This is a genomic window from Desulfogranum aggregans (assembly GCF_055398265.1).
In genome coordinates, this window is the sequence record NZ_AP042447.1 from 3,019,242 (window position 1) to 3,041,932 (window position 22,691).

General features: G+C 52.3%; 23 protein-coding genes and 1 riboswitch. Of the genes, 5 read left to right on the top strand and 18 right to left on the bottom strand.

Annotated features, from left to right (window positions below):
- Window positions 1–12: 12 nt before the first annotated feature.
- The 5 genes from ltrA to ACZ52Z_RS13295 form a co-directional block, all read right to left on the bottom strand.
- Window positions 13–1,317: a group II intron reverse transcriptase/maturase gene (ltrA, locus tag ACZ52Z_RS13275; protein ID WP_464267259.1), complete on the bottom strand. Its 1,305-nt coding sequence runs from the start codon at window positions 1,315–1,317 to the stop codon at window positions 13–15.
- Window positions 1,318–1,658: 341 nt separating this feature from the next.
- Window positions 1,659–2,063 (bottom strand): hypothetical protein, encoded by a 405-nt coding sequence (locus tag ACZ52Z_RS13280; RefSeq protein ID WP_464267261.1) that lies wholly within the window; start codon window positions 2,061–2,063, stop codon window positions 1,659–1,661.
- A gap of 139 nt (window positions 2,064–2,202) precedes the next feature.
- Window positions 2,203–2,943, bottom strand: a complete 741-nt coding sequence (locus tag ACZ52Z_RS13285) for a hypothetical protein (protein ID WP_464267262.1) — start codon at window positions 2,941–2,943, stop codon at window positions 2,203–2,205.
- A gap of 169 nt (window positions 2,944–3,112) precedes the next feature.
- Window positions 3,113–3,421: a hypothetical protein gene (locus ACZ52Z_RS13290; RefSeq protein WP_464267263.1), complete on the bottom strand. Its 309-nt coding sequence runs from the start codon at window positions 3,419–3,421 to the stop codon at window positions 3,113–3,115.
- A 101-nt stretch (window positions 3,422–3,522) separates the two neighbouring features.
- The gene (locus ACZ52Z_RS13295) at window positions 3,523–3,720 is read right to left on the bottom strand and encodes a hypothetical protein (protein ID WP_464267264.1); all 198 of its coding nucleotides are present in this window, start codon (window positions 3,718–3,720) and stop codon (window positions 3,523–3,525) included.
- A gap of 196 nt (window positions 3,721–3,916) precedes the next feature.
- Here ACZ52Z_RS13295 and ACZ52Z_RS13300 point away from each other — a divergent pair, with 196 nt between their 5' ends.
- Window positions 3,917–5,146 carry an integron integrase gene (locus ACZ52Z_RS13300; protein ID WP_464270793.1) on the top strand — a complete coding sequence of 410 codons (1,230 nt, stop codon included), beginning with the start codon at window positions 3,917–3,919 and terminating at the stop codon, window positions 5,144–5,146.
- Between the two features lie 146 nt (window positions 5,147–5,292).
- On the opposite strand, the gene ACZ52Z_RS13305 is transcribed toward ACZ52Z_RS13300, so the two are convergent.
- The 10 genes from ACZ52Z_RS13305 to ACZ52Z_RS13350 form a co-directional block, all read right to left on the bottom strand.
- Window positions 5,293–6,588, bottom strand: coding sequence for a nitrogenase component 1 (locus tag ACZ52Z_RS13305; RefSeq protein ID WP_464267265.1), 1,296 nt, complete (start codon window positions 6,586–6,588; stop codon window positions 5,293–5,295).
- Window positions 6,572–8,800 (bottom strand): nitrogenase component 1, encoded by a 2,229-nt coding sequence (locus ACZ52Z_RS13310; RefSeq protein WP_464267266.1) that lies wholly within the window; start codon window positions 8,798–8,800, stop codon window positions 6,572–6,574. Before ACZ52Z_RS13310 ends, ACZ52Z_RS13305 begins: the two co-directional genes overlap by 17 nt.
- A gap of 3 nt (window positions 8,801–8,803) precedes the next feature.
- Window positions 8,804–9,127: a glycerophosphodiester phosphodiesterase family protein gene (locus ACZ52Z_RS13315; protein ID WP_464267267.1), complete on the bottom strand. Its 324-nt coding sequence runs from the start codon at window positions 9,125–9,127 to the stop codon at window positions 8,804–8,806.
- A 223-nt stretch (window positions 9,128–9,350) separates the two neighbouring features.
- Window positions 9,351–9,884: a cob(I)yrinic acid a,c-diamide adenosyltransferase gene (gene cobO / locus ACZ52Z_RS13320; RefSeq protein WP_464267268.1), complete on the bottom strand. Its 534-nt coding sequence runs from the start codon at window positions 9,882–9,884 to the stop codon at window positions 9,351–9,353.
- A gap of 138 nt (window positions 9,885–10,022) precedes the next feature.
- On the bottom strand, window positions 10,023–11,348 hold the full coding sequence (locus ACZ52Z_RS13325; RefSeq protein ID WP_464267269.1) for a tetratricopeptide repeat protein: 1,326 nt from the start codon (window positions 11,346–11,348) through the stop codon (window positions 10,023–10,025).
- A gap of 1 nt (window position 11,349) precedes the next feature.
- Window positions 11,350–12,054 (bottom strand): energy transducer TonB, encoded by a 705-nt coding sequence (locus ACZ52Z_RS13330; RefSeq protein WP_464267270.1) that lies wholly within the window; start codon window positions 12,052–12,054, stop codon window positions 11,350–11,352.
- Window positions 12,055–12,059: 5 nt separating this feature from the next.
- The gene (locus tag ACZ52Z_RS13335) at window positions 12,060–12,476 is read right to left on the bottom strand and encodes an ExbD/TolR family protein (RefSeq protein ID WP_464267271.1); all 417 of its coding nucleotides are present in this window, start codon (window positions 12,474–12,476) and stop codon (window positions 12,060–12,062) included.
- An 11-nt stretch (window positions 12,477–12,487) separates the two neighbouring features.
- Window positions 12,488–13,099: a MotA/TolQ/ExbB proton channel family protein gene (locus ACZ52Z_RS13340; RefSeq protein ID WP_464267272.1), complete on the bottom strand. Its 612-nt coding sequence runs from the start codon at window positions 13,097–13,099 to the stop codon at window positions 12,488–12,490.
- Between the two features lie 3 nt (window positions 13,100–13,102).
- Window positions 13,103–14,530: a MotA/TolQ/ExbB proton channel family protein gene (locus ACZ52Z_RS13345; RefSeq protein WP_464267273.1), complete on the bottom strand. Its 1,428-nt coding sequence runs from the start codon at window positions 14,528–14,530 to the stop codon at window positions 13,103–13,105.
- Complete coding sequence (locus tag ACZ52Z_RS13350) at window positions 14,527–15,312, bottom strand: DUF3450 domain-containing protein (protein ID WP_464267274.1); 786 nt, start codon at window positions 15,310–15,312, stop codon at window positions 14,527–14,529. Before ACZ52Z_RS13350 ends, ACZ52Z_RS13345 begins: the two co-directional genes overlap by 4 nt.
- A 153-nt stretch (window positions 15,313–15,465) precedes the next feature.
- Window positions 15,466–15,655: riboswitch (cobalamin riboswitch) on the bottom strand.
- Window positions 15,656–16,012: 357 nt separating this feature from the next.
- On the opposite strand from ACZ52Z_RS13350, the gene ACZ52Z_RS13355 reads away from it, so the two are divergent.
- From ACZ52Z_RS13355 to ACZ52Z_RS13365, 3 genes are all read left to right on the top strand, one after another.
- Window positions 16,013–16,948: a DMT family transporter gene (locus ACZ52Z_RS13355; protein WP_464267275.1), complete on the top strand. Its 936-nt coding sequence runs from the start codon at window positions 16,013–16,015 to the stop codon at window positions 16,946–16,948.
- 10 nt (window positions 16,949–16,958) lie between these two features.
- The gene (ada, locus tag ACZ52Z_RS13360) at window positions 16,959–18,023 is read left to right on the top strand and encodes a bifunctional DNA-binding transcriptional regulator/O6-methylguanine-DNA methyltransferase Ada (RefSeq protein WP_464267276.1); all 1,065 of its coding nucleotides are present in this window, start codon (window positions 16,959–16,961) and stop codon (window positions 18,021–18,023) included.
- 193 nt (window positions 18,024–18,216) lie between these two features.
- Complete coding sequence (locus ACZ52Z_RS13365; protein WP_464267277.1) at window positions 18,217–19,479, top strand: IucA/IucC family protein; 1,263 nt, start codon at window positions 18,217–18,219, stop codon at window positions 19,477–19,479.
- A gap of 52 nt (window positions 19,480–19,531) precedes the next feature.
- On the opposite strand, the gene prxU is transcribed toward ACZ52Z_RS13365, so the two are convergent.
- The 3 genes from prxU to ACZ52Z_RS13380 all read right to left on the bottom strand — a co-directional run bounded on the left by prxU (window position 19,532) and on the right by ACZ52Z_RS13380 (window position 22,041).
- Window positions 19,532–20,254 carry a thioredoxin-dependent peroxiredoxin gene (prxU, locus tag ACZ52Z_RS13370; RefSeq protein ID WP_464267278.1) on the bottom strand — a complete coding sequence of 241 codons (723 nt, stop codon included), beginning with the start codon at window positions 20,252–20,254 and terminating at the stop codon, window positions 19,532–19,534.
- Window positions 20,255–20,532: 278 nt separating this feature from the next.
- Window positions 20,533–21,024: a glycine zipper domain-containing protein gene (locus ACZ52Z_RS13375; protein WP_464267279.1), complete on the bottom strand. Its 492-nt coding sequence runs from the start codon at window positions 21,022–21,024 to the stop codon at window positions 20,533–20,535.
- 180 nt (window positions 21,025–21,204) lie between these two features.
- On the bottom strand, window positions 21,205–22,041 hold the full coding sequence (locus ACZ52Z_RS13380; protein WP_464267280.1) for a phospholipase effector Tle1 domain-containing protein: 837 nt from the start codon (window positions 22,039–22,041) through the stop codon (window positions 21,205–21,207).
- A 304-nt stretch (window positions 22,042–22,345) separates the two neighbouring features.
- Between ACZ52Z_RS13380 and ACZ52Z_RS13385 the strand changes: the two genes are divergently transcribed.
- Window positions 22,346–22,609 carry a hypothetical protein gene (locus tag ACZ52Z_RS13385; protein ID WP_464267281.1) on the top strand — a complete coding sequence of 88 codons (264 nt, stop codon included), beginning with the start codon at window positions 22,346–22,348 and terminating at the stop codon, window positions 22,607–22,609.
- Window positions 22,610–22,691: the final 82 nt, after the last annotated feature.

Genomic DNA, 22,691 nt, shown 5'->3' on the forward strand with positions numbered 1-22,691 from the left:
CGTACAAAAGCGTTATTTGGCCCAATAACCGATTATGCGGGGTCGAGGGATACCAAAGAACTCCATAAGTTCGAGAAATCCTCGCCAGTTAAAGCTTTTCCGTTGGCTGCGTCGGTTCAACCACTTAAAGACGATCCCGCAGCTGAGGCGGTAGAAGGAATTCAGCTTGCGATAGTTCCCGCTGACACCATAGTAATTGTAGTGCCCCTGGAGCTTCGCTCGCAGTTGCTCCATGATTTCCGCCAAGCCTTTGCTGCGGTTGGTCTTTATCCACGATCGCATTGCTGAAAGGGCCAGCTGGAACTTCTTCTTTGCTGTCCTCATACTCACCAGTGGCTTCCCTTTCCTGCTCAGAACCCATCGATATTCAAAACCCAAAAAAACAAAGGTCTCACTCTTCTCGGTTTCAAATCTGGTGAATTTGATTGCTTTCGTCTTCTCTTTGGAAAGCTCGAGGTTGAACTTGCCCAGTCGCTTGCCGATGACCCTTTGCACTTTATGCAAATCTTCCCGGTACTGGAAACAGCACACATAATCATCAGCGAATCTCATGAGATAGGCGTCTCCTTTACAACGAGGTTTGACGATTTTCTCAAACCAGAGATCCAACACAAAGTGGAGGTAGATGTTGGCCAGCACGGCAGAAACTACACCACCTTGAGGAGTACCGGTCACTGGTAATATTACCCGGCCATCCTCCTCCAAGATACCAGCCTTGAGCCACTTCCTGATCAGATTCAGAAAGGAGCGATCATCTATCCGCAGCTCAAGCATACGTAACAGCCAATCATGATCAAGATGATCGAAAAAGCCTTTTATATCTGCATCCAAAATCCACCGAAACTTGCCACGATGGATTCGTTGGCTCAACTGAAGAGCCGCTTTTTGGGGCCCCTTGCCACGGCGATACCCATGGCTGCAGGGCAGGAAATCCTGTTCAAAGATTGCCGAAAGGATGTGCGCTACGCTATGCTGCACCAACTTGTCACCCATTTCCGGTATACCAAGGGGGCGTTGTTTCCCGCCTGGCTTGGGAATATAGCGGCGGCGAACAAGCTTGGCCTTATAGCGTTTCTCCTTCAGGGCGGTGGTGATACCCCTGACATTACCCTGAAGATCTTTCCCAAACGTCTCCCAATCAACGCCGCTTACTCCAGGCGCTGACTTACGATTAAGCTGGCTGAAACTCCAGCACAGGTTTGTTTCGTTCAGGAGACTGTACAGATTGCCGAATCGGTGATGTGGATCCTCCTTTGCTTTCTTTGCTATTCCCCGCAGTGAGGTTTGCATATGTTTATCAGCCTGTCGTATCTGCATATGTTTCCTTTGCGGGCTGCATAATATCGTCATTCCCTTCCCCATGTGATCGGCCCTACCGTCTCGGAGTACTATGGAATGATCTGACTCCCTTCTACCCATCAGACGCTCTTCTTGTGGTTGAAACGTCTTACCTCCTGCTCACAGGAGGAGATGGAAGGGCCTCCCAGGTTCCTGACACTTCTCTCACTGCATGCCACGCTCTCGGACCCCGGCAGCCCCTTGGGAATCTTGCCAAAGCGATTCCGTTGTACTGGCTTCCGACACGTTAACATCGTCGCCAACTGCACTATACTCTGACGAGGCTGAATTGCTTGAGGGAGGTACGTCTCCCCTGCGGCCTACAGTGTTCCCTGTGTACGCTTCACGACTGTTGTTCGCCATTGCGGCTCCGCGAGTCGCGCAACACTCGGTACGGGCTGCTGGCTAGGCTTTGCCCGATCGGGACTTCCCACCATACGGTGAGGCACCCGACAAGAAGCGCCAAGCTGCGCCTGGCGCACTAACGGTAAAGTTGAAAGAATTTCATGCCTGTATAGAATAGCTTGTTTTAATGATTCCGAGATTGAGCCATAATTACCATCGCTAAAAAGCTTTCGGAACATTGTTTTATCACGAGAAATTCTGACCCACCAACCATGAATATTTTGATAATCATGCCTTCGAATTCCTTTTGGCACATAATAATATTTAGGATCTTGAAAAGCTGTCTTGAGCGTTTCTTCTAAATAATTATCATCGTACATGGCTGATTTTGTCTCTTAATGCTAACGAGAACATCTGCGGCTTGTCCGCAGAATGTTTTTGTTGGAATTTAGTATCGTGTCCCCTGAATATTTCCAAATTCCCGAAATCAGTTTATGCGCGTTGGCCTCGTTGATTTATCTATTTCTTGCTTTCACAATATTGACGCATTTTATAATCGTCTGGCCATTGCTGAGCACAGACGGCACTTGATGTTTTGTTGTTCATTTGCAGCGCTCTATATGCTTCGTACTGTTGAGATTCGCAATAAGCACGCATTTTAAAATCTCGCGGCCATTCTGAGGCACATTTCCCGCGGATAATTCTAAATGCAACAGGTTGGATGCCATTTGGCATACCTCGGTCTAGTGTAGAAATGCCTTCTTGTTGTTGATCCTGGCAGTAATTTCTCATTTTGAAGTCGTTCTGCCACTCCTCGGCACATTTTTGCTCAATAATCTGTGCGGCGTCCGCAGGCAAGTTTATATTTGTGTTCTCATATTTTTTAACCATTTTTTGTTCAATCTGCTTAGTGTTCGTCAAACCTATAGAAGCGCTTAAGCCTCCAAAATGATCTGCTATCGCCCATACCTGTAATAAACACAAGGAAAACACAAGACCGCCCAACACCTTCCCGCCTTGTTTTACTTCAAGCAGGGAAAATATTATTGCGATCAATATAATCAACGGCGCTATGATTGCCGGAATATAATTCGCCATAAAAAATGCAATCAACGCGATCCAACCAAAAATGTGGGACTGCTTTTGCTTTATAGCTTTAGGAGGCAATTCCTTTTCAAATTTCTGAGGGCAACCGCATGCTGGACATGCCACAGCTTCGGTTGAAATGTCCTTGCCGCATTCCTTGCACTTAACAATCATCGAAATCTCCCCACGATATGTAGTTGGCCATAAATTGCCGCTATCAAGTTATCGAGCCAAAAACGTAATGTCATTCACTAATAAGCTGTAATGTTAATGTTGGAATTTTTTATCATGTCCACCAAATACATAAGTAATTTAGTGTATGCCCAGTGAAGGGTTACAAAAATCAAGGCGTTTTAAGAATGGCTATTATTGCTGCAATCGCAGCAATAGCTGAGAAAATCGAAGCCGCTATTGCTATTTGATTCGCTCGTTTAGCAATTGAAAGAGTTTCTTCTTCTCGGCTATCACGTTTTTCAGAAGCTGCTAAGTCTCTTTCTTCCTGTTTGAGTCTTAGCCATTCTTTGGCGTATGGTACATCTAAGCTTGGAGAATAGCCTGGTGTAATGGTGTATCTGATCTGAACTTCAGATTCTCCCATTGTTTCAAACATAGTAAATAGCTTTTCTCTTTTTTCTGTTACAGTTTCGTTCATAACATATGTTCCAACGTTTAATAGGCGTCAGACGTTTTTACACGCATTGATTACTTTTTCGTTTTTCAGCTCAGCTTTTGCCTGCTGGGAATTTTCCCCAGTCATTGCAACACTTCCAGCGGCGAACGCGTCTGCACCGTGTTTTTATCTTCCATAACTAGCAAAAATTGCATTAAATATACAGTGTATAGCTCGCAGGATGCCTGATCGCAAGCACTTTTACCTGTCCAGGTTTCCGGAGAAATATTGGGAGTTTTACAGTTGACGCATAACGGGAATTTCTTTTCGTTTACCCCCACTTTTGTCTCCTGCTTTACCTGCTTTTGGCGCGGTATTTTGGGACTATGTGCTTATTATCGGTCTGCTGCATAATACGTTATTCATTTCGCTTTTTTGTTTATGTCCTCAACAAACAGTACTTTTCTAGCAACGGAATTTGGGAATTTTCTCCTGAACAATCACCTGGTACCCCAAGGTCGAGAACAATACTTCGTGATGTGGGCCCGACGTTTTTTTAAGGAGCGTTCCTCGCTAACAGAACATGCGTGGACCGAACAGTTGACCCGCTACCTTGAGGTGCTTGAAGCCGAGTCCACCGTCGAGTCATGGCAGCTACGTCAGGCTGAACAGGCGGTACGGCTCTACTTCGTCAACTTCCTGGAAACCAAGGGTGAAGCAGAGCAGGCACAACCACTGGTTGCCCTTGATGCACGTGGCGCCTTTTTGCCGGATGCCGCCCTGCAAGCCTTTACCGATGCCTTGCGCCTGAAAAATTACGCCTATCGCAGCGAAAAAACCTACCTTGGGTGGTGTCGTCGCCTGTTTCGGTATGCTGCAAAAATGCAGAACGTGACCACCTGGGAGCCAATATTCATTTCTCCTGCCCTGGTCCGTGATTATCTTGCCCGCCTTGCCGTGCAGGGTCGGGTATCAGCCTCGACCCAGAATCAGGCCTTCAGTGCCTTCCTTACCTTTTGCCGCCTGGTGCTGCGGATGGAAGTGGGTGATCTTAAGGAGGCGGTACGGGCCAGGCAGGGCAAACGCTTGCCCACTGTGTTCAGTGTAGAAGAAATACAGCGGCTGCTGCCCCACCTGGAAGGGACCATCGGCCTGATGCTGCGCATCATCTATGGCGGGGGACTTCGCCTCACCGAATGTTTGCGGCTGCGGATCCAGGATCTGGATTTCGATCAGGGGCTGGTGTACGTGCGCGGCGGGAAAGGCGATAAGGACCGGACCACCCTTCTGGCCGAGTCAGTGCATGATGGGCTGCGTGAACATCTGGCACGGGTAAGGGAGCTGCACCGCCAGGATCTGGCCGAGGGATATGGCGAGACTTCGCTTCCCCATGCCCTGGAACGCAAATACCGCAACGCTGCCAGGGAGTGGGGATGGCAATTTGTTTTTCCCAGCGCTAAGTTGTCGACCGATCCACGCAGCGGGGTGATCAGGCGCCACCATGTGAGCGCCAGTGCGGTACAGCGAGGGATGAAAAGCGCGGTCCGGGCAGCAGGGATAGAGAAACATGCCTCGGTGCATACCCTGCGCCACAGCTTTGCCACCCACCTGCTGCTCAACGGGGTGGACCTGCGCCAGATCCAGGACTACCTGGGGCACGCCAAGGTGGAAACCACCATGGTCTATACCCACGTGGTCAAGGACCTGCGCAACCCGGCGGTCAGCCCCCTGGATATGGTCGGCCACCTGGCAAAGGCCGATACATAGACGCATCTCGCCGCCCATAAGGACCATAACTCAGGCCATCACCATTCATCAGTTCACCCTGCCCGAAAACAGCAGAGGCCATGGTAGGTCACCCTGCTTGAATACGTACCGGTACCTGCCTGCGCCTGCATTCCCCAGGAGTGTATTTACCAGCCTGCAAGTCCATTGATGATCATCTCGATCAGGAACAATGCCCCCTCTGCTCCCATGGTCTTTTTCGGTATAACGTGTTGATAGCCGCTTACCGGAAGGGAGGTTTCAATGCCGGTAAATGGTCTTTGCTGGAGACGCAACCTGGCTATCAGCGCTCCGCTTCCAAAAACTACCTCTGGCATGCACTGGCCAATGCTTCGACCCAGTGCTTCTTCGCATCCGATGCTGTCCAGATACGCTGCAAGGGCATTGCGTTTTTCGGTGGTGCCATCGGTCAGGTGCACCGCAAGAGGAACCATACCAAGGTACGAATGCAGCCACTGAACAAGCGAAAGCGCAAAGGAGGCCTCCCCCTGAACGCCGAATCCGGCCCCTTTGGGAAGTCCAGTCAACGCGTTGAACCTGTTAAGAAAACCGTACGCCTGCACTCGTTTTTCCCGGATCTTGTCCAAGGCTGGTGCGGGATCAGCATTCAGTTGTTCACAGACAGAGGTTATCCATTGCTCTGTGGCGTCAAAACCTATTGGCGCGCCTGAAGCTGGTGAAATGCACTGCTGGTTCAACTGCTCGTGAACAAACGGGGCCAGTTGATCGGCAAACTCATCATGAACCACCACCGTTGCCTGGGCAGCGGTGAGGTGCTGCAGATCGGTGAGGGTGCATCCCGCACTGATCACGGTATTGACCCGGATGGAGCAATGTCCCAGCAGGGCAATCAATTCAGCGATATTGCCCTGCCAATGGTGGTGAAGGATGGAGATACCTGCAAGATTGACGCTCTTTTCCCTGTGGTGATGCGGGACCTGGGGCAGGGCGTGGAGCAAGGTCATGACTGCATCCTGGTACCCAGAGGATGGCGGCTGGGAGAATCCTGTATTCTCAATGGCAATACAGGGAACAGAGAGGGCTGATTGATGGATAAAGCGAAGCAGGTCGTCACCAATTAACGCTGCTCCGGGGGTGTTAATGACCGCGATCAGTGAATGGTTCTTGGCCGCTACAGCAGGGAGGATTTTTTCCAGCTTTTCTGTTGCGCCGAACACATAATCATAGTCGTCCAGGTAGGTCGCCGGAACCCGTGGCTGACCAAAATAAAATTCTTCTGCATAATAGATAGGGTCAATGTTGGCTACCCTGGGCAACTGGTTTTCACTGAACGCCCCATGATAGAACTTGCATCCGGTCGGCCCATTCAACAGCACTGCCGCATCCTCTATGCCCTCAACTGCAGCAATTGCCCCGGTAAGGCTGTCGGGTTGCAGCTCAAAAAAATCATCGTGGTGCGTCATGTTTCCACCCCTCCACTACCGGAGATTTGAGCAAGGTCGACCAGCGATGGGCAAAGGCAAGTCCTCCGTAGAACCCCACATCCGGACAGAGGGGGATGATATCGGCATGCAGCGGGAAAGGCAGGTTGGCCGGGGTGTAGTTGGCCAGGAGTAAATCCGGTCGTAAATGGCGCAGATCATCATCTCTCTGCGCAGGGTCATAATCGGTTTCCACCTCGAACTGACCGGGATACCTGGTAACAAAAAGATTGTCCTGGGAGTAGTGAAGTATCCCGACTTTAACCACCTCCATCCCCAGATCCATCGCCGCCTCAACGATCCAGTCCACATTGTGGATATAGGTTATGATCATTAAGCGCTTGCCTCGAAGCGATGCAGCATACGCCGAGGTTTTTTCACGGTAGAAATCCCGCTCCTGCTCGATCAGCTGCTCACCTTTAGGCCGCAGATGAAAAAAGGAACAAATTTCTCTTAGCCAGGCAGCGGTCTCACTGAATCCAACCGGAAAAGGCAGGGAAAGTGAAGGCAGCCCCAGTGTATTGCCGGCAAACTCTGCCATCAATCGCCCCAGGTAATCGGTGTAGGCCGGCAGACACAGCGATGCTTTACAGAACCCCTCCAACGCTTCAACCGAGGTATTCCTGACAAATCGGCAATTAACGGTCAGCCCCAGTTGGGTGAGCAACCCCTGGACTGTTGTAAAATTATGCTCCGCATTAAAGGCAATATTTTTCTCTGCCAGAATGTTTACACAGTGTGGTTCAGGAGGCGTACCTCTATTAATCAGGGCCGCAGCACCTTCCATGCAGCCATTGATCACCCCCTGCATATAATCCCCACGCAGATTGCCATCAGAGGTGATAGGAATGATCGGTATTTCCGGGCAGCGGTCCCGTACCTCATGGATGGCCGCCAAAGGATCATCGCCAATAACCCCTGAGGGACAGGTCGTGACCACAAACACCGCCCCGGGGTTGCGTTTCAGTGCGTTGTCAAGCGATTGGACAAGCCGCTCCTTGCCTCCATAGATCACCATGGACTCATCCATGTCCGAGGAGATGATCCTGGGATGAAGCTGCTTATCAAGAAGGATTTTTTCTCTGGTGAGGGTTCTTGATCCGGAAGAGAATATTGCCTGTCCTGCAATATACGAACAACTTACCGGCCCATGGGCAACGGTCACGGCACCGTCGATCTGGGTGAGCGTTGCCAGCGCTCCGGAAAAGGCGCAGCCATGCAGTGGTTCACGGTTGAGCAGACTTTTCGACAGAAACGGTGTTGCCCTGCTGCCGCTGCCTATGCAAGCGGCAAGGGGTTCCTTTTTCCTTGCCGCGGTTGTTGCTTCTTCGGTTGGTGCCTCCTGCGGTGTTGGCAAGGCGGTGGTCAAGCCGTCGCGGAGATGGGCCTCTCCCAGGCCGAACAGTTCTTTTTCAAGATGCTCTTCAGCAAGAAAAGTGGCACCATAGACGGTCGAGTTGTTCATCACCGTCTGGGCCAACGCATGGAACAGCAGGGCCTCTGCAGATTCGGGAAAGGCCTCCACCACTGTCTTTTCACACTGCTCTGCCCTACGAAAGATGTCACTTCTCGGCAGTGTCTGCAGGATAGGCAAGCCCACAAGCTCGGCAAACTGTTCAGCAGGCTCTTTTGCTTCACTCCCCCCTCGGCTGTTTAAGATCAACCCGGCCAGGCGATGCCCCTCATCATCATAGTTTTTCACGCCTTTGAGGATATTGTTGGCAGCATAAAGCGACATAAACTCCTCAGAGGTGACGACATAGACTCGATCGGCATAGTCTCTTCGCAGCGGTACGGCAAAACCTCCGCACACCACATCGCCGAGAACATCGTAGAGCACCACATCAAAGGAGTCAAAATCCAGCCCCAACCGTTCAAACAGCGCAAAGGTGCTTAAAATTCCCCGCCCGGCACAGCCCACGCCCGGCTCCGGCCCGCCGGCTTCAGCACAGACGACCCCTCCATACCCGGTGTGAAGCACCCGATCCAGCCTGTGCTGCGAGGCCGGCGTATTTTTCATGTACTCCATTGCCGTAACCACGGATTTGCCGCCCAGGAGCAGCCGGGTGGAATCGTGTTTGGGGTCGCAACCTATCTGCAGGACAGCATACCCTTGTTGAGCAAGCGCTGCAGACAGGTTAGCTGAAATGGTTGATTTACCGATTCCCCCTTTGCCGTACAATGCAATTTTCATTACTCATTTCGTTTTGTTAGATGGGGTTAAGGTGCTTTTTTCCTTAGAGAGGTTCCGGTCACTGTCTTTGAACCGAAGCTGTTCAACTTCACGCCACTTCATTTCGCCCCCTTTACCGCTGCCGGTGGTCGTTCGCTCCACACGTTCATCGTGCATGAGCACAATATGATCATCAGCAGTGGTGTGAACATCCACCTCTACGCGATGTAATCCGTGGTGAATGACCGCTTCAATGGCGGCAAGTGAGTTCTCAGGATATCCCAGGTGCATGCCGCGGTGGCCAAGAGGACGCCCCCCTGTTCCGGGTGTTGTTTTTGCGCCCAACATAGAAGTGTGTAAAGGCCTCCGCAACTTATGCCAAAAAGTTGTCAAGTGCTGCCTTGGCCCGACTGCTGCTGCCAAAGGCGGTAAAGATAATTGCCGGTTTCTCCTTGAGTTTTGGTTACCGCATTTTACGGCCAATGTACCCATGTTGGTGCATGATCACCCCCTATCCCTCTTTATTGCACAAGTAGTCTGTCAAAATCCACTCTGTCCTGAAAGCGCCACCCTAATATTCCACTCCCCTCTGCGCCACGATCCCTTCTTTGAGCGGATGTTTCACCGGGTTCATTTCAGTGACCAGGTCGGCCATCTCTATAATTTCAGGGGCTGCATTACGTCCGGTAATAACGACGTGCAGATCCTCGGGTTTTGCACGCAGGGTCTTCAGCACTTCGTTCTTGTCTATCATGTTGTACAGGAGTACGTAGGTGAACTCATCAAGCACAACCATCTTATATTCACCTGAAAATAGAGCTTCTTTTGCTTTTTCCCAGGCGGCCTGGGCCGTTTGGCGGTCCTTTTCCATATCATCGGATTTCCAGGTAAAGCCACGGCCGATAACCTGAAAAGTGATGGTCTCCTCAAAACGCTTGAACGCCTCCATTTCCCCGTATTTCCAACTTCCCTTGATAAACTGCAGGAAGAACACCTTCATGCCGTGGCCGGCAGCCCGCATGGACATGCCGATTGCTGAGGTTGTTTTCCCCTTGCCATTGCCGGTGAAAACCATCAGCAGCCCTTTTCTCTTTTTCTCAGTCATGCTCTATCCTCCATTCATGCTGCCATTTTTCCACCATATCGGTACCAAGCACTTCAACCTTGCCGCCCTGAAATTCCTCGCTCACCTCGCCAATAACATCTTCCTTTTTCTTTCAATTTCCAGAACCATGTTCAATACTTACAACCCTTGTCCTGCAAGTTGTTTTTGCTGTTCCAATATTTTGGTCAACTGCGCTATTGCCTGCTCCGCCTCGCGCTGATAACGTTTGTAGTCGGCAGCCTTGCTGAAGGCGGCAATGCTTGCTCGCACCTCTTGCTGCTGCCAATGACAGTAAGCGAGCATAAGCAAAGCCCGTCCTGCAGATTTTTCTTCCCCGCCTGCTGCGGCTTGTGAAAAAGCGCTTGTTGCTTCCCCATAACGCCGCAGCCCATAGAGAATTTCTCCCTTCAGCATACTGAGGTCTGCGCGTTTTTCCTTCGGGTCAAACTGCTCCAACCGCTTCAGCGCTGTCTCCATTTCCCCGAGTGCCATGTAGGCATGGACCAGCCGTCGTATTATCTCCCGGTCAGGTTTGGTTTCAAGGTAGGACTCGTAATCGCCGACAGCCTTTACCGGGACGCCGAGTTGCAGATGGAGATCGGCAACCAATTTCTTTTCCTCCATCGTCAGGGGGATAAGGAATCGATAGATGATCAGACTCTGGAGCGCAGGCTCCAACTTCCCCTGCTGCAGATAAATGTGAGCAAGGCTTTTCCACCATAACGGCTCGTCCGGTTCCAGCCTGGTGAGCCTGGTCGCCAGGTCTCGGGCCTGTGCGTACATGTGCAGCACAAGATACTGCTGCAGAAGAATCTCCCGCCACTGACGCTGCTTTTTACCTGTATACCCTTCGGCAAGCTCGCTGATAGAGGGTAAAGCCTGTTGGTTGCGGTCTACCGCCAGGAGCGCGTACACCAGGTTTTCCTTCCACGCGAGCTGCATCTCCTGTGGATGGGTTTTCAATAAATGTTCAAAAAGCGCAATGGACTGCTTGTATTGCTCCGCCATAAGCATGGTGACCGCCGCCTGGTACAGCAGTTCTGCATGGGGCGGATCACTCAGGGTGTATGCCTTATGGAAACAGCGGCTTGCCTCTTGAAAATTCTTGAGTTCATAGGCACAACGACCCAGGTTCTGCCAGGCAACCACACTATCCTGTTCACGTTGAATGGCTCTTCGATAGGCAGCGGCAGCCTCGTCGAAACGTTCCATCAGAGAGAGGCAATTGCCCAGGGTTATGTTGATTGCCGGATGCTCATATATAGATCCCTCATCCTGCCCGCTGCGGGAGCGGAATTCATTGAGCAGAACAACAGCCGCACCATACTCCTCTTTCTCCATCTGTTTGGAGGCTTTCACCAGCACCAGCTGCACTTTGACCGGCAGCCGGCTTGCCGCCAGAGCAGAAGAAAAGGTACCCAGGAGGGAGCAAGACAAGATGATGACGGCGACCGCTGCTCGCATGTTAGTCTTCCAATTCAAACGTAATTGTCGTCTCGCCCCAGGCCTTAACGGGAACACCTTCAACCGTACCGGGTCGAAAGCGCCATCGTTGAACGCACCTGATCACACTTTTATCAAAGACCTTTTCCGGCTCGGCATCAACAATGGCTACATTGCTTACCTCACCATGCTCATTCACGAGGAAACGAACTTTCACCCACCCTTCCTGTCCGCGTCGTTTCGCGCGTATGGGGTAGACCGGCGGCACGCGGGAAAGGGGCATCAGCACATCGTCAAGCTCTGCAGCATCAACGCCGTCCAGGTCACCGGAGAGGGTAAATGTGCCGGCCTCAAGGGGGGAAAACTGCAGCGTGGTGGGTGCAGTCGGCATAGCGGGACTCAAGTGAAACGGCAGGGTCGGTTTAGGCATGGCCACCGGCCGTTTCTGCGGCAAGGGATTTTTGTCAGGCTTCTTCTGTTCGTGCTGTGGTTTTGGTGGAGGGGTCTTCTTTTGGGGAGGGTTTTCCTTGTGCTTGATCCGGATGACATTCACTCTCGGCAGCACCTCCATTAATTCGGCGCGGCCTCCTCCAAGAACAAAAAAACTCGGCAACGCCAGAAACATGGCGGCATTCATGACGACAGCAACCAGGATCGAAATCGACCACTTGATAAAGGTGCGACGTCTTTGCGCCACATCGTAGGTATATCCGCTGGCGATTTCCATGACCGCTACTGCGCCGGCAGTTTTGCCGCCAGACTGACGTTACCGGCGCCGGCCTCACGACAACCGTCCATCACCGCTATGACCACTCCTGCCTCGCTGGTCTTGTCCGGAACCACAACCACGCCGCCTTCCGGATTCTCTGCCAGGGCACGCTCCACATTGGCCCGGACCGCTCTGACATCAATCTGACGGTTATCCATATAGACCTGATTCATACTGTCTATACCGATCATGATGGTCCCCTTATCCTTTACCACCGCCGTTGCAGCTGTAGGTCGATTGACGTCAATACCGGTTTCTTTGACAAAAGAAGTATTGACGAGAAAGAAAATGAGCAAGATGAACACCATATCAATCAACGGTGCGATATTCAGCTCGGCTGTTGTACGCTGACTGCGTCGAGCCGCGGAAATATTGAGCATGGTTCTCTCCCCTATAAATGTCGTCCAATATACAAACCCGCCGCAGAAACCCGCTGCTGCAGGTTGGCAACCCTTCTGCGGAGGAAGTTATACATATACAGGCCGGGGATGGCGACAAGCAGCCCTGTCTGGGTTGTAATCAAAGCCTCTGAAATCCCTCCTGCCATGGCCTTGGCATTTCCGGTCCCGAAAATGGAGAGTACTTCAAAGGTCCCGATCATGCCGGTCACCGTCCCCAGCAGGCCCAACAGCGGGGCAACAGCGGCAAGCACCCCGATAAGGGCCAGGTGATCATTGAGTCGGTGATTAACACTGAGCACCGATTCATCCAAGATGAACCGATCCAGCTCCTTGCGGCCGCTGCGTAAACGCATAAACCTTGCCACCAGCAGGCTGATGGCACCGGAATGCTTCCGAGGGTCGGGAAACCGGTTGTCTCTGATATACTGCACAGCTGTGGTGAGACGCATGTTGCGCTGATACAACCGCCGCAGGAACAGGCATCGCTCAACAATCAGCAGCCACATCACCATCGAGATAACCATCAACGGCACCATCAGTACGCCACCTTGCAAGAGATACTCTTCCAGTAAGAGGTATTGACGAAAAAGCGCCTCCAGCACGCCTCACCCCCGGTACGTATGAATAATGTTTACCAGGCTTACCGCCTTTTCCTCCATGATGCCTATCTGCCGATCAACCGCCCGGTTGAGAAGATTTTGCGCCAGCATCAGGGGGATGGCTGCAGAAAGGCCAAGCATGGTCGTTACCAGTGCTTCGGAGATCCCCCCGGACATCAGCCTCGGGTCGCCTGTTCCATGCAGAGTGATGACATGAAAGGTGTCGATCATACCGGTCACGGTTCCCAGCAACCCTATCAACGGGGCAATCGTGGCCAGCATCCCCAAAGTGGAAAGAAACCGTTCCATGGGCGGAATTTCCTGGAGAATGGCTTCCTGGAGCACATTCTCCATTTCCTCTCTCTCCAGGTCACGGTTTTGAAGACCGATCCTGAGAATACGGGCCACAGGCTTGGCACCCTGCCGAGAACAGATATCCTCGCCTTCTTGCCAATGCCCCTTGCCAGCTGCTTCCCGTATCGCATCGATAAGCACGTCGCTCTTTATTCGATGACGCAGCAGAAAAACCACCCGCTCCAGCACGATAAGCCCCCCGACAACGAACAGGGCGACAATCGGCCAGACAAGCGGACCTCCCTTAGGCACCTGCTCTGCAAGGGTCAACTGATAGGTCAGCTGACGAAGTGCCGCTCCCCGTGATATATCCATGGGAACGTCATCGGAATCACCGCGCATGTACCCGGCTATCTGCTTTTGCATCCGCCCTGACGGCAACCTGGACAAGGCATAGAGTGTGCGCTCATCAGGTGAGTATTTGAGAAAACCCTGTTCATTATCCAGGCTGTACAATGCACTAAACGGGCCAAGGACCAGTACCGTTGCCTCTCTCTTGCGGCCGGCCTGGTCCACGATTGATGCGTCCGTTCTGGTCACCTCTCCGGAACGCTGCAGCGACTCAAACAGGAAGGCTGTCATAGCCTCGACATCATCCATACCCGGGAAGCGCGTATCATTACCGATGCTTTCCATGAACCCCGGTGTCTCCTCCAGCAAAACACTCTGCAGGTTATCTTTTGCAAGTGCATCAATATCTTTGGCATTAATACGGATAACGCCAACCAACTCGTTGATCATGTCACTTGTCTCGGACAGTAGACTGGTCAATTCCACTTCCCGCTGCTCAAGCTGCGCCCTTTCTTCGGACAGCCTGTCAACGTCCTGTTCCAGAGCGGCCTCCTGCTGCTCCAGGTCGGCTATGGCCGCTTCAAGCGCTGTGCGGTCTGCAAGAATCTGCGCCTTTTTTTCCTTTGCCGCCTGCTCAGCGGCCGCTCTTTCCTCTGCAGCCCGAGCAGCGAGCTCTTTTCTGACGTTCTCGATCTCTAGCTGTTGGACCCGCATATCCTGGGCAGAGACGGATGCCAGCGGCAGCATCAGCATGACCACAATAAACTGCCAGCTTAATAATCTGATCATTGCTCCACCACCCTTACCAGCCTGCCAAGAGGCATTGTGACAAGTTCTGCAGGACGACGTTTGCCGGCAATTTCCACGACCTTCTGGATACTGTAATTATAGGTGTCGGGCAATGTCACCCACTTGTCATCCCCCTGGTCATACACGCCACATCTCCCTTGATCCAGTGTCTGAAAATAGAGCCCCAACCGGCCAAGCCGGAAAATATTGACCAGCAGAGGTTCCGCCCCCAGATCAATCTGCTGTTGATAGGTTTCAATGGTAAGACCGTACTCCATTTCCACCTGCAAGGCCTCCATGGCCTTGCGAAACTTTTCACTCAACGCTATTTCAGGATCATGGAGCGTAGCCTCGAGCTTTACAATGCGATCATTTCGTTCCCCGAGGAGAAAGGGCGGGCCGGTCTCAGGCAGCGCCTTAATGTCTTCAACCAGCTGTGCTAAAAACGGCTCCATCTTTTCTTCAATCTGGCGAATTCCCTCCAACCGCTGCTCCTTCTCGGCAATGCGGCTTTTGGCAGCACCGGTCACCTCTATCAGCTCGTTCTTTTGCGCCTGGAGCTGATCAACGGTAGCCTGCAGCTGTTCCATTTTCACAACAAGTTGCTCTTGCAGCTGCCGCCACCGTTCATCTTCCTGTTGGGTTTGTTGGCGGATAGTGATGGCTTGCGCAACCGGTTTTTCAACTTTTTCACCGAGTTCATCTCCATTCGCCGACGGCAAAACAAGAAACGTCATCGCCATCACTACACCCACAAACGTCATTTCAACCCGATTCTTCATCTGTTCCCACAGTTCCTCTATTGGCCTGCCAAGCGGCAAGAGTTTAGCCGGTTAATACGTCCTGCGCAGGTCGAAATAAGAAAGGCCCGAATTCGCATGAAGCGAATTCGGGCCCAGAATTCCTCACCACAACGCCCTCTCTGTCCACGAGATCTGACGTCACATCATCAGGCAGGTCTTCTGACTCCCGGTTCCCTCTACTTACTGCGTCTTCCCGTTAATCATTGCATCAACAGTGACATGTTGCAGCGTTCGTCCCCGGTTACAGCGGCGGGCCCGTTCCGGATTCACACCGGATTCCCTCTTCATCCATCATGCTGGAACCTGATAAGAAAACTGTAATATAAGGATATCTACAAAGTGTCAAGCTGATTGCCGAAATAAGCGACCATATCCCTGATGGTCCATGAATGCTGCCGACCGATAGGGAATCAATCTTCTCCCTCCAACTCTTGAGGGAACAATGCTTCGAGGTAGCTGGTGCTAGTGCATATGCATCAATGGGTTGCCCACACAGCAGGCTGATGAGCGGAGGTTTTGCGTTCCACCTGCGGTGTTACCTCTACAGAATACACCGTTCTCGACCCGCTCCTGTTCAGGTGGATTATGAAAAATCCGCATTGCAGAGCAAGATTTGGAGTGTATCTGCTCAGAGCAGATTCTATACTGCCCGAAACACTACCTGATCAAGAGAGGGAATATGCAACCTCAAGTTACATCTATGGGCCTTTTTGAATGGATTCTGCTCATCATCCTGTCGCTGCTGTGGGGCGGATCTTTTTTCTTTGTCGGAGTGGCTGTCAAAGCACTCCCCCCGCTTACCATCGTCTCTTTACGGGTCTTCCTGGCTGCCTTAACCCTTTTTGCGGTGGTGCATTTCTCCGGCATACGCTTGCCGATGAGACGAGAGGTATGGGTGGCCTTTTTTACAATGAGCCTTATAAACAATGTGATCCCGTTTAGTTTAATTGCCTGGGGCCAGACGCATATAGCCAGCGGCTTGGCGTCTATCCTCAATGCAACAACACCGCTGTTTACCGTTATTGCTGCGCACCTGTGGACACGCGATGAAAAAATGAGCCCCCCAAAAGTGCTTGGTGTGCTCCTCGGATTTACCGGAGTCGTCATCATGATTGGGTATGCATCAGTTGCAGGGACCGGTGGGTCGCTGTATGGTCAGTTGGCAATTCTTGGAGCGGCTTTATCTTACTCACTCGCAGGAATTTATGGACGCAGGTTCAGGCAGTTTGGCATACAGCCAATAGTCACCGCTACCGGACAGGTTACTGTTTCATCAGCTCTGCTTGTTCCCACAGCCCTGGTTATCGAAAGGCCTTTCACCCTTCCTGCTCCGGGCTTGGAAGTGTGGTCTGCAGTCCTCGGTTTAGCCGTTCTCTCCACAGCGCTGGCGTATATTTTGTATTTTCGTATTCTTGCGACTGCTGGAGCAACCAACGTCCTCCTGGTAACACTCCTCATCCCTGTAAGCGCCACACTCCTTGGCATCACCTTTCTCGATGAACAGATCGAGCCCAAACATTTGATGGGTATGGGGCTCATCAGTTTAGGGCTGTTATCCATCGACGGCAGAGTATTCAAATGGGCCAGGACGGCCGACTCTGAGTTGGCGGGCTGAAGGAGCGACCATGAACCCACACTCAACGTACACCTCGGCAGACGGCCGATGGAGGGCAATCATTGCCAGGGATCCGCGGGCAGACGGTCGTTTCGTTTATGCTGTGAAAACAACCGGGATTTTTTGTCGACCGAGCTGCTCTTCCAAATTGCCGAAGCGTGAAAATGTAGAATACTTTGGCAGCGGTGAAGAAGCGCTGGCAGCAGGATACCGGCCATGTAAAAAATGCAGACCTACCGGTAAAACGGTCAAGGAAGAGATTGAACACAAGGTAGTTCAAGCCTGCCGGATTATAGAGCGCAGCAGAACCATTCCCCAGTTACCCGACCTCGCAAAAGAGGTCGGACTGAGCCCCTTCCATTTCCATCGCCTTTTTAAGCAGGTTGTCGGCGTTACACCAAAACAATTTGCCACACACCACAGGGCCAAACGCTTCAGGACCAGCCTGCAATCAAGCAATTCGATAACCGAAGCCCTCTTTGATGCCGGGTACTCCTCAAGCAGTGGAGCGTATAACAGAAGTCAGGATCGACTCTCGATGCAGCCTAAAGAATACAGGGCCGGAGGACAGGGTATTGATATTCGTTATGGCATTGCGGAGTGTCCTCTTGGCTGGGTAATTGTAGCGGCAACTGATCGTGGTATATGTGCTATTGAATTTGGCGATGACCCAGAAAAATTACCTGAGCTCATGCATAGCAGATTTCCTCAAGCAGCTGTCTCAGCAGCTGGTCCCGGTTTTACCCGTCTGATTGAGGAAGTGGTGCATTTTATCAATACCCCGTGGAGCAATTTCACCCTCCCCCTTGATATTCAGGGTACAGCCTTTCAGCAGCAAGTTTGGGATATCCTGAGACAGATAGAGCCCGGGGAAACCATGAGTTATACCGAAGTAGCTGAAAAAATAGGAAACCCCAAGGCTGTTCGAGCTGTCGCCGCTGCCTGCGGCCAAAATACATTGGCTGTAGTGATACCGTGTCATAGAGTTATTACAAAGGATGGGCGGGTAAGCGGATATAGATGGGGTGTTGAGCGGAAAAAGATGCTGCTTGAGAACGAAAAAAAGCAAAAATGAGCCTTGCGCAGTTCACCGGCAGGAGGATAACCAGGCCCGCCTGCCCGACAGGTGTCGCAAATGCCTGGTCCAATCCAGGGGTATACCCATTTAACCGTTGTGGAATAGAAGGGGGTTGGCTATGCTTTTTCATGCTGATTACCACCTGAATCCGTGAGCGTTGAAAAGCGCCACAGATGGAAAACAGCAATGTATGGGTAATGTGTGTGGCAATTCATCACCATGGGGGCCATCCATGATTCCTTCTCTCCACTACCTGGATCGGTTCCGCAACGAGGGAACCCGAACCTACAGCACTCACTCAGATTACAGCGAGGCCAGGCCGCAGTATCGCCCTGACGCCCACTCTAGCGCCTTCCCCCTGTTGGCCTACACCCTCCCTCGCAGGGAGTTGCTCCTCTATACAGCCAACCCGCCCGATGATCTTTTTTCCCTCTACTGCGGGGCAGATACCGCTCTTTTCTGCATCCACCCGCAGGTGGTGGAAGAGTTGGCCGATGATCCGTATGTCCGGGAGGTCAGGCGCCACAGCCGTGGGTGTCACCGGATACCTGTAGTTCCCAGCTCTTCAACCAGAACCCTGTACGCAGTCAATGAGGTTCCCCATGCCCTCAAGGTTCATTTTCCCTTTCGGGTTTCCCGCTACAGTCGAAAAATGCGCAGCGAGGTTATCGAACAGGCAATCAATGTATCCAGGGAACTGGAAGAGGGGATTGAGCACTTTGACCGACGATTTGCCTTTCTGCGGGAAGTCGTGGGGATCGCCTACCCCAACCTCACCCGTTCATCTTCTCGGGCAGAAAATTGGGGCTTTCTGATCAGAGACATGCACCCCTTTCCGCGAACAGGAGAAAAGCGCCCCCTGGTTCCCGGTTTTGCTCTCTATGGCAGGGATTTTTTCCATCCCACCCAGCCACCGCTGCTCTTTGAGCTTATCGGCGATCGTGACCCGGTTGCGTTTATCCTCCAGCAGATCATGTTGCCTATCCTTCGCCACTGGGTTGATGGGTATACCCGGTTCGGCTACATGCTGGAACCCCATGGCCAGAATGTTCTGCTGGAACTTGACCGGCATAACACCATCACCCGCATCGTTCACCGGGACCTGAGTGTAGGCATTGACATGCGACAACGCGAGGCCATGGGGCTCTCGTCGGCCCATCTCAACGACTACAATCGGATGGACTCGGGCGAATTCAGCAGCATCACCTATGACATGTTCATGGGGAGTCATTTTTTCGACCGGATCATCCAATGCTGTCAGGAAAGATATACTCGCCTGACAGCAGAAGACTTCAGGGAACCCTGCCGGCAGCTCTTTGCCGAACTGTTTCCCGGGCACTCATACTTCATGCCAGCTACCGTCCACTATTTCAGTGAACAGCGAGACCGGTTTGGTAAGCCGTTATATCAGGATACCGGCAGGAAACCGGTATGGCGTCCTGCGCAGAGATAGAGGGAGGGAAAGCCGAACGCACCCGAGTCCGGCTTTCTCTTGAAGAAAAGGATTAGTCAAATGCCATGGAAGTACTCCACTCCTTCCACACCTTGCCCACCAGATCAATACCCGGTTTCAATGTCTTTTTGCCCGGCCGCCAGCCTGAAGGGGTGGCTTCCGCGCCTTTGGTCTCGCGAACGAGCTGGAATGCCTGGACCTGACGAATGGTTTCATTGATATTACGCCCTACCGGCGGGGACAGGACCTCATAACCCTGGATGATGCCTTCGGGGTCGATGATAAAACGTCCCCGGGCCTCAACCCCGGCATTTTCATCAAAAACACCGTAAATCCGCCCGACCTTGCCGCCGGCGTCGGAAAGCATGGGAAAGGGCACGCCGCCTTCAACCATCTTCGAAAGCTCATCATCATCCCACATCTTGTGCACAAACATGGAGTCTATGGACATGGACAGGATTTCTACACCCATTTCCTGAAATACCGGATATTTTTCAGCGACCGCTGAAATTTCGGTAGCTCAGACAAAGGTAAAATCACCCGGGTAGAAACAGAGTAACACCCATTTTCCCAGGTATTCCGATAGCTTTACATTAACAAATTCACCTTTCTGGTACCCCGGTGCTACAAAATCCGGAGCTTTCTGGCCAACCATTATCATACTCTTCTCCTCTGGTTGCTGTACCTGTTGTTCCTGTGTTGGTGATTCCACCGGACCTTCTCCTACCGGTCCTCCTGTGGGCCGGGCACATCCTACTTCAGCTTCTTCAGGCATATTGACCTCCATCTAGAGTTTCCACATGCTCCATTTCGAGCATATGCTCACATACTAGATACAGTTATACAAACCCAGGAGGGCTGTCAAGGTAAAGAACACGGGCACACCATCCGGCCTGGATAAAGAACACCAACAAAGAGAAAACCTACTGAAATAACGAGTAAAACTTTATTTGAGGCATACAACAGGCATGCTCCAGGGAGGAACAGGCGAAGAGTAAACAGGGGTCCCGCTTACCTCTCCCTCCCTGGAGGCCTTGTGCAGCAGGGAAAACTTTATTTCACGGTATAGCCTTTGCCCTCCAGACAGGCAGAATAGGCACGGTTAAACCGGTTGAGTTGCTCCTGGACCAGCTGCTGTTGCTGCTGCTCCACCGAGGCGGTTGCCTGTTTCTGCTGGTGTCTGCGTATACCGCCTGCAGCGGCTCCAACTGCCGCACCGGCCGCTGCCCCTTTCCCGAATTCACCGCCCAGGGAACCGCCAAGGCCGCCAACGGCCGCCCCGGCAAGCGCTCCACGTAAAACCTGTCGCTGTCCCTGTTGCTGACCGGAAGGTGCTGGGGCGGAAACCCTCGAAGGATCGACCCCGCTCTCCGTTACCGCCCACTGATGGCAAGCAGCCATATCAGCAGACCGCTGCTGCTCGGTCTGCCCCTTGGCGGGAAAAACCATCAGCTCAGCACCCTGTACTACCGTTACCTTGACCATTCCCCCAAGGAAGAGGAAAACACCACCAACCAGCATCACCTGCAAGCTCCTTCCTTTCATAGCCTCTCCATAGTTCTCTTTTCTCTTGGTAATATGAGGGGGAGGTGCTGACCACCACTCCGATCTCGCTTCCTTTTCTCCTTGTACATTGGCCCCAAGCCCATCATCCACCCCCATCCTCACACCGACCCTTTCAGCTTCAGCACAACCGCACTCACTTGGGAGGAATGCAGGTCTATGCTAGTCATTGACGATCGTCAACCCCGGCGGCGGGTCGTTATGCTCCTTGCCGCCTCGCGACCCTCTGGGTTGAACCGACACATGGACTTTATCGGTTGACCCAATGGTACGAGGCGGATCCAGTTTGGGATCAAAGTTTTCCGAAATATCAGCCTCCGGATCCCGCAGCGCCTCAAAACGTTGAAGTTCGGAGGGATCGACCGGCAAACCGCTGTCCAGAGCACGCCGCATCAACCAGCACAGGGCAATGCTTGACAGACCAATGCTCATGCCGCCCCCGACATCTGAATGCACCCCCCTGAACCAGACTTCCTCCAGCCGACCTTCCACAGGGGGATCGCCCTCACCAGCCTTCACTCGTGTGGGCTGAAAGTTACCTCGGCGCTCATCCAGTGCCATGGCATGGCAACACCTGTGCACAATTCCCGGAAGCGTGAGGTGCCACCCGATATTGAGGTCATTGCCGGGAAGCCCAAAAGAGGCGACCACATCCCATAATCCCAAAAAACGAACATCAATCCCGGGTTGTTCCTCGGCAATTTCATTGGCAAAATGCAGGGCCAAGGCTGCACCTCGGCTAAAGCCGATAATATCAACCACCCTCTCCCCTCTGGCAAGATTTTTCTCCAGCTCTTCCATTGCCTCGCGGATTCGGAAACGACCCCCGGCCCCTGCGACTCCACCTAGGATTTTTCCGACAAACCCTGCACGGGTTCCCACTCCCTTGAGGTAAAATTTCCGGCCCTGGTAACTGTTGAAGAATTTTGCCACATTCGTGTCATGCTTCTCGCCGATCTCATCCTCATTCCAGGTTCCATCAAATGCATACAATGCCATGATTTCCCTCCGCTCTCTGTGCATGTTTTCGGCTGCTCTGGAGCAGCAAAATATCGCCCACTGCCTGACCAGCCACGAGGACCAACGGAAAATGCCGAACTGCCTCGGATGAGAAAGTCCGGCTTTCCGACGCACATCCATAATTACCCGGACCGCCCGACGACAGCTTTAGCATGTTCTTCATGTAGCAATTCACCTATAGGTTATTTATACTACTGAATTATAGAGTCGGTCAACCTCGCTCATCTGCCATTCTGCAGCAGTAGAGAGGTGATACTGCCAAGAGATCAACCTGGAGAACGGCTTGAAAAAAACACCCCTGTCCCCTGCACAATTTGGCCTGCCGCCACGTACCCAGCTTGAACGCGTCGACGAGCAGACCATTGCGATCCGCATTGACCGAAAAAGCCGGATCATCATGGCAGATGGCCTGAAAATTCTGGACAAGATCACAGTCCTTCAGCAAAGCCTGCCTGACCACCTTTTCGCGCTCAAAACAACTGCCCCTGTGTGTGGAAAAACCAAAACCTTTCTCCAGCAACACGGCGTGACCGTTATCGAAGTGTAATGATAAAAATGCACAAAACAGTTCTCATCCTCCCGGGACCTCTTCACCTTATGCCGCCAAGTGCTTTTCATCACCCGGCCCT

Bases quoted from the DNA above. Each gene is read 5' to 3' on its own strand.
- ACZ52Z_RS13300 (WP_464270793.1), top strand. From the start codon at position 3,917: ATGTGGGCCCGACGTTTTTTTAAGGAGCGTTCCTCGCTAACAGAACAT.
- ACZ52Z_RS13355 (WP_464267275.1), top strand. From the start codon at position 16,013: ATGCAACCTCAAGTTACATCTATGGGCCTTTTTGAATGGATTCTGCTC.
- ACZ52Z_RS13285 (WP_464267262.1), bottom strand. From the start codon at position 2,943: ATGATTGTTAAGTGCAAGGAATGCGGCAAGGACATTTCAACCGAAGCT.
- ACZ52Z_RS13335 (WP_464267271.1), bottom strand. From the start codon at position 12,476: ATGCTCAATATTTCCGCGGCTCGACGCAGTCAGCGTACAACAGCCGAG.
- ACZ52Z_RS13380 (WP_464267280.1), bottom strand. From the start codon at position 22,041: ATGGCATTGTATGCATTTGATGGAACCTGGAATGAGGATGAGATCGGC.
- ACZ52Z_RS13330 (WP_464267270.1), bottom strand. From the start codon at position 12,054: ATGGAAATCGCCAGCGGATATACCTACGATGTGGCGCAAAGACGTCGC.
- ada (WP_464267276.1), top strand. From the start codon at position 16,959: ATGAACCCACACTCAACGTACACCTCGGCAGACGGCCGATGGAGGGCA.
- ACZ52Z_RS13310 (WP_464267266.1), bottom strand. From the start codon at position 8,800: ATGAAAATTGCATTGTACGGCAAAGGGGGAATCGGTAAATCAACCATT.
- ltrA (WP_464267259.1), bottom strand. From the start codon at position 1,317: ATGCAGATACGACAGGCTGATAAACATATGCAAACCTCACTGCGGGGA.
- ACZ52Z_RS13290 (WP_464267263.1), bottom strand. From the start codon at position 3,421: ATGAACGAAACTGTAACAGAAAAAAGAGAAAAGCTATTTACTATGTTT.
- ACZ52Z_RS13305 (WP_464267265.1), bottom strand. From the start codon at position 6,588: ATGACGCACCACGATGATTTTTTTGAGCTGCAACCCGACAGCCTTACC.
- ACZ52Z_RS13350 (WP_464267274.1), bottom strand. From the start codon at position 15,312: ATGAAGAATCGGGTTGAAATGACGTTTGTGGGTGTAGTGATGGCGATG.
- cobO (WP_464267268.1), bottom strand. From the start codon at position 9,884: ATGACTGAGAAAAAGAGAAAAGGGCTGCTGATGGTTTTCACCGGCAAT.
- ACZ52Z_RS13345 (WP_464267273.1), bottom strand. From the start codon at position 14,530: ATGATCAGATTATTAAGCTGGCAGTTTATTGTGGTCATGCTGATGCTG.
- ACZ52Z_RS13375 (WP_464267279.1), bottom strand. From the start codon at position 21,024: ATGAAAGGAAGGAGCTTGCAGGTGATGCTGGTTGGTGGTGTTTTCCTC.
- ACZ52Z_RS13315 (WP_464267267.1), bottom strand. From the start codon at position 9,127: ATGTTGGGCGCAAAAACAACACCCGGAACAGGGGGGCGTCCTCTTGGC.
- ACZ52Z_RS13365 (WP_464267277.1), top strand. From the start codon at position 18,217: ATGGGTAATGTGTGTGGCAATTCATCACCATGGGGGCCATCCATGATT.
- ACZ52Z_RS13325 (WP_464267269.1), bottom strand. From the start codon at position 11,348: ATGCGAGCAGCGGTCGCCGTCATCATCTTGTCTTGCTCCCTCCTGGGT.
- ACZ52Z_RS13280 (WP_464267261.1), bottom strand. From the start codon at position 2,063: ATGTACGATGATAATTATTTAGAAGAAACGCTCAAGACAGCTTTTCAA.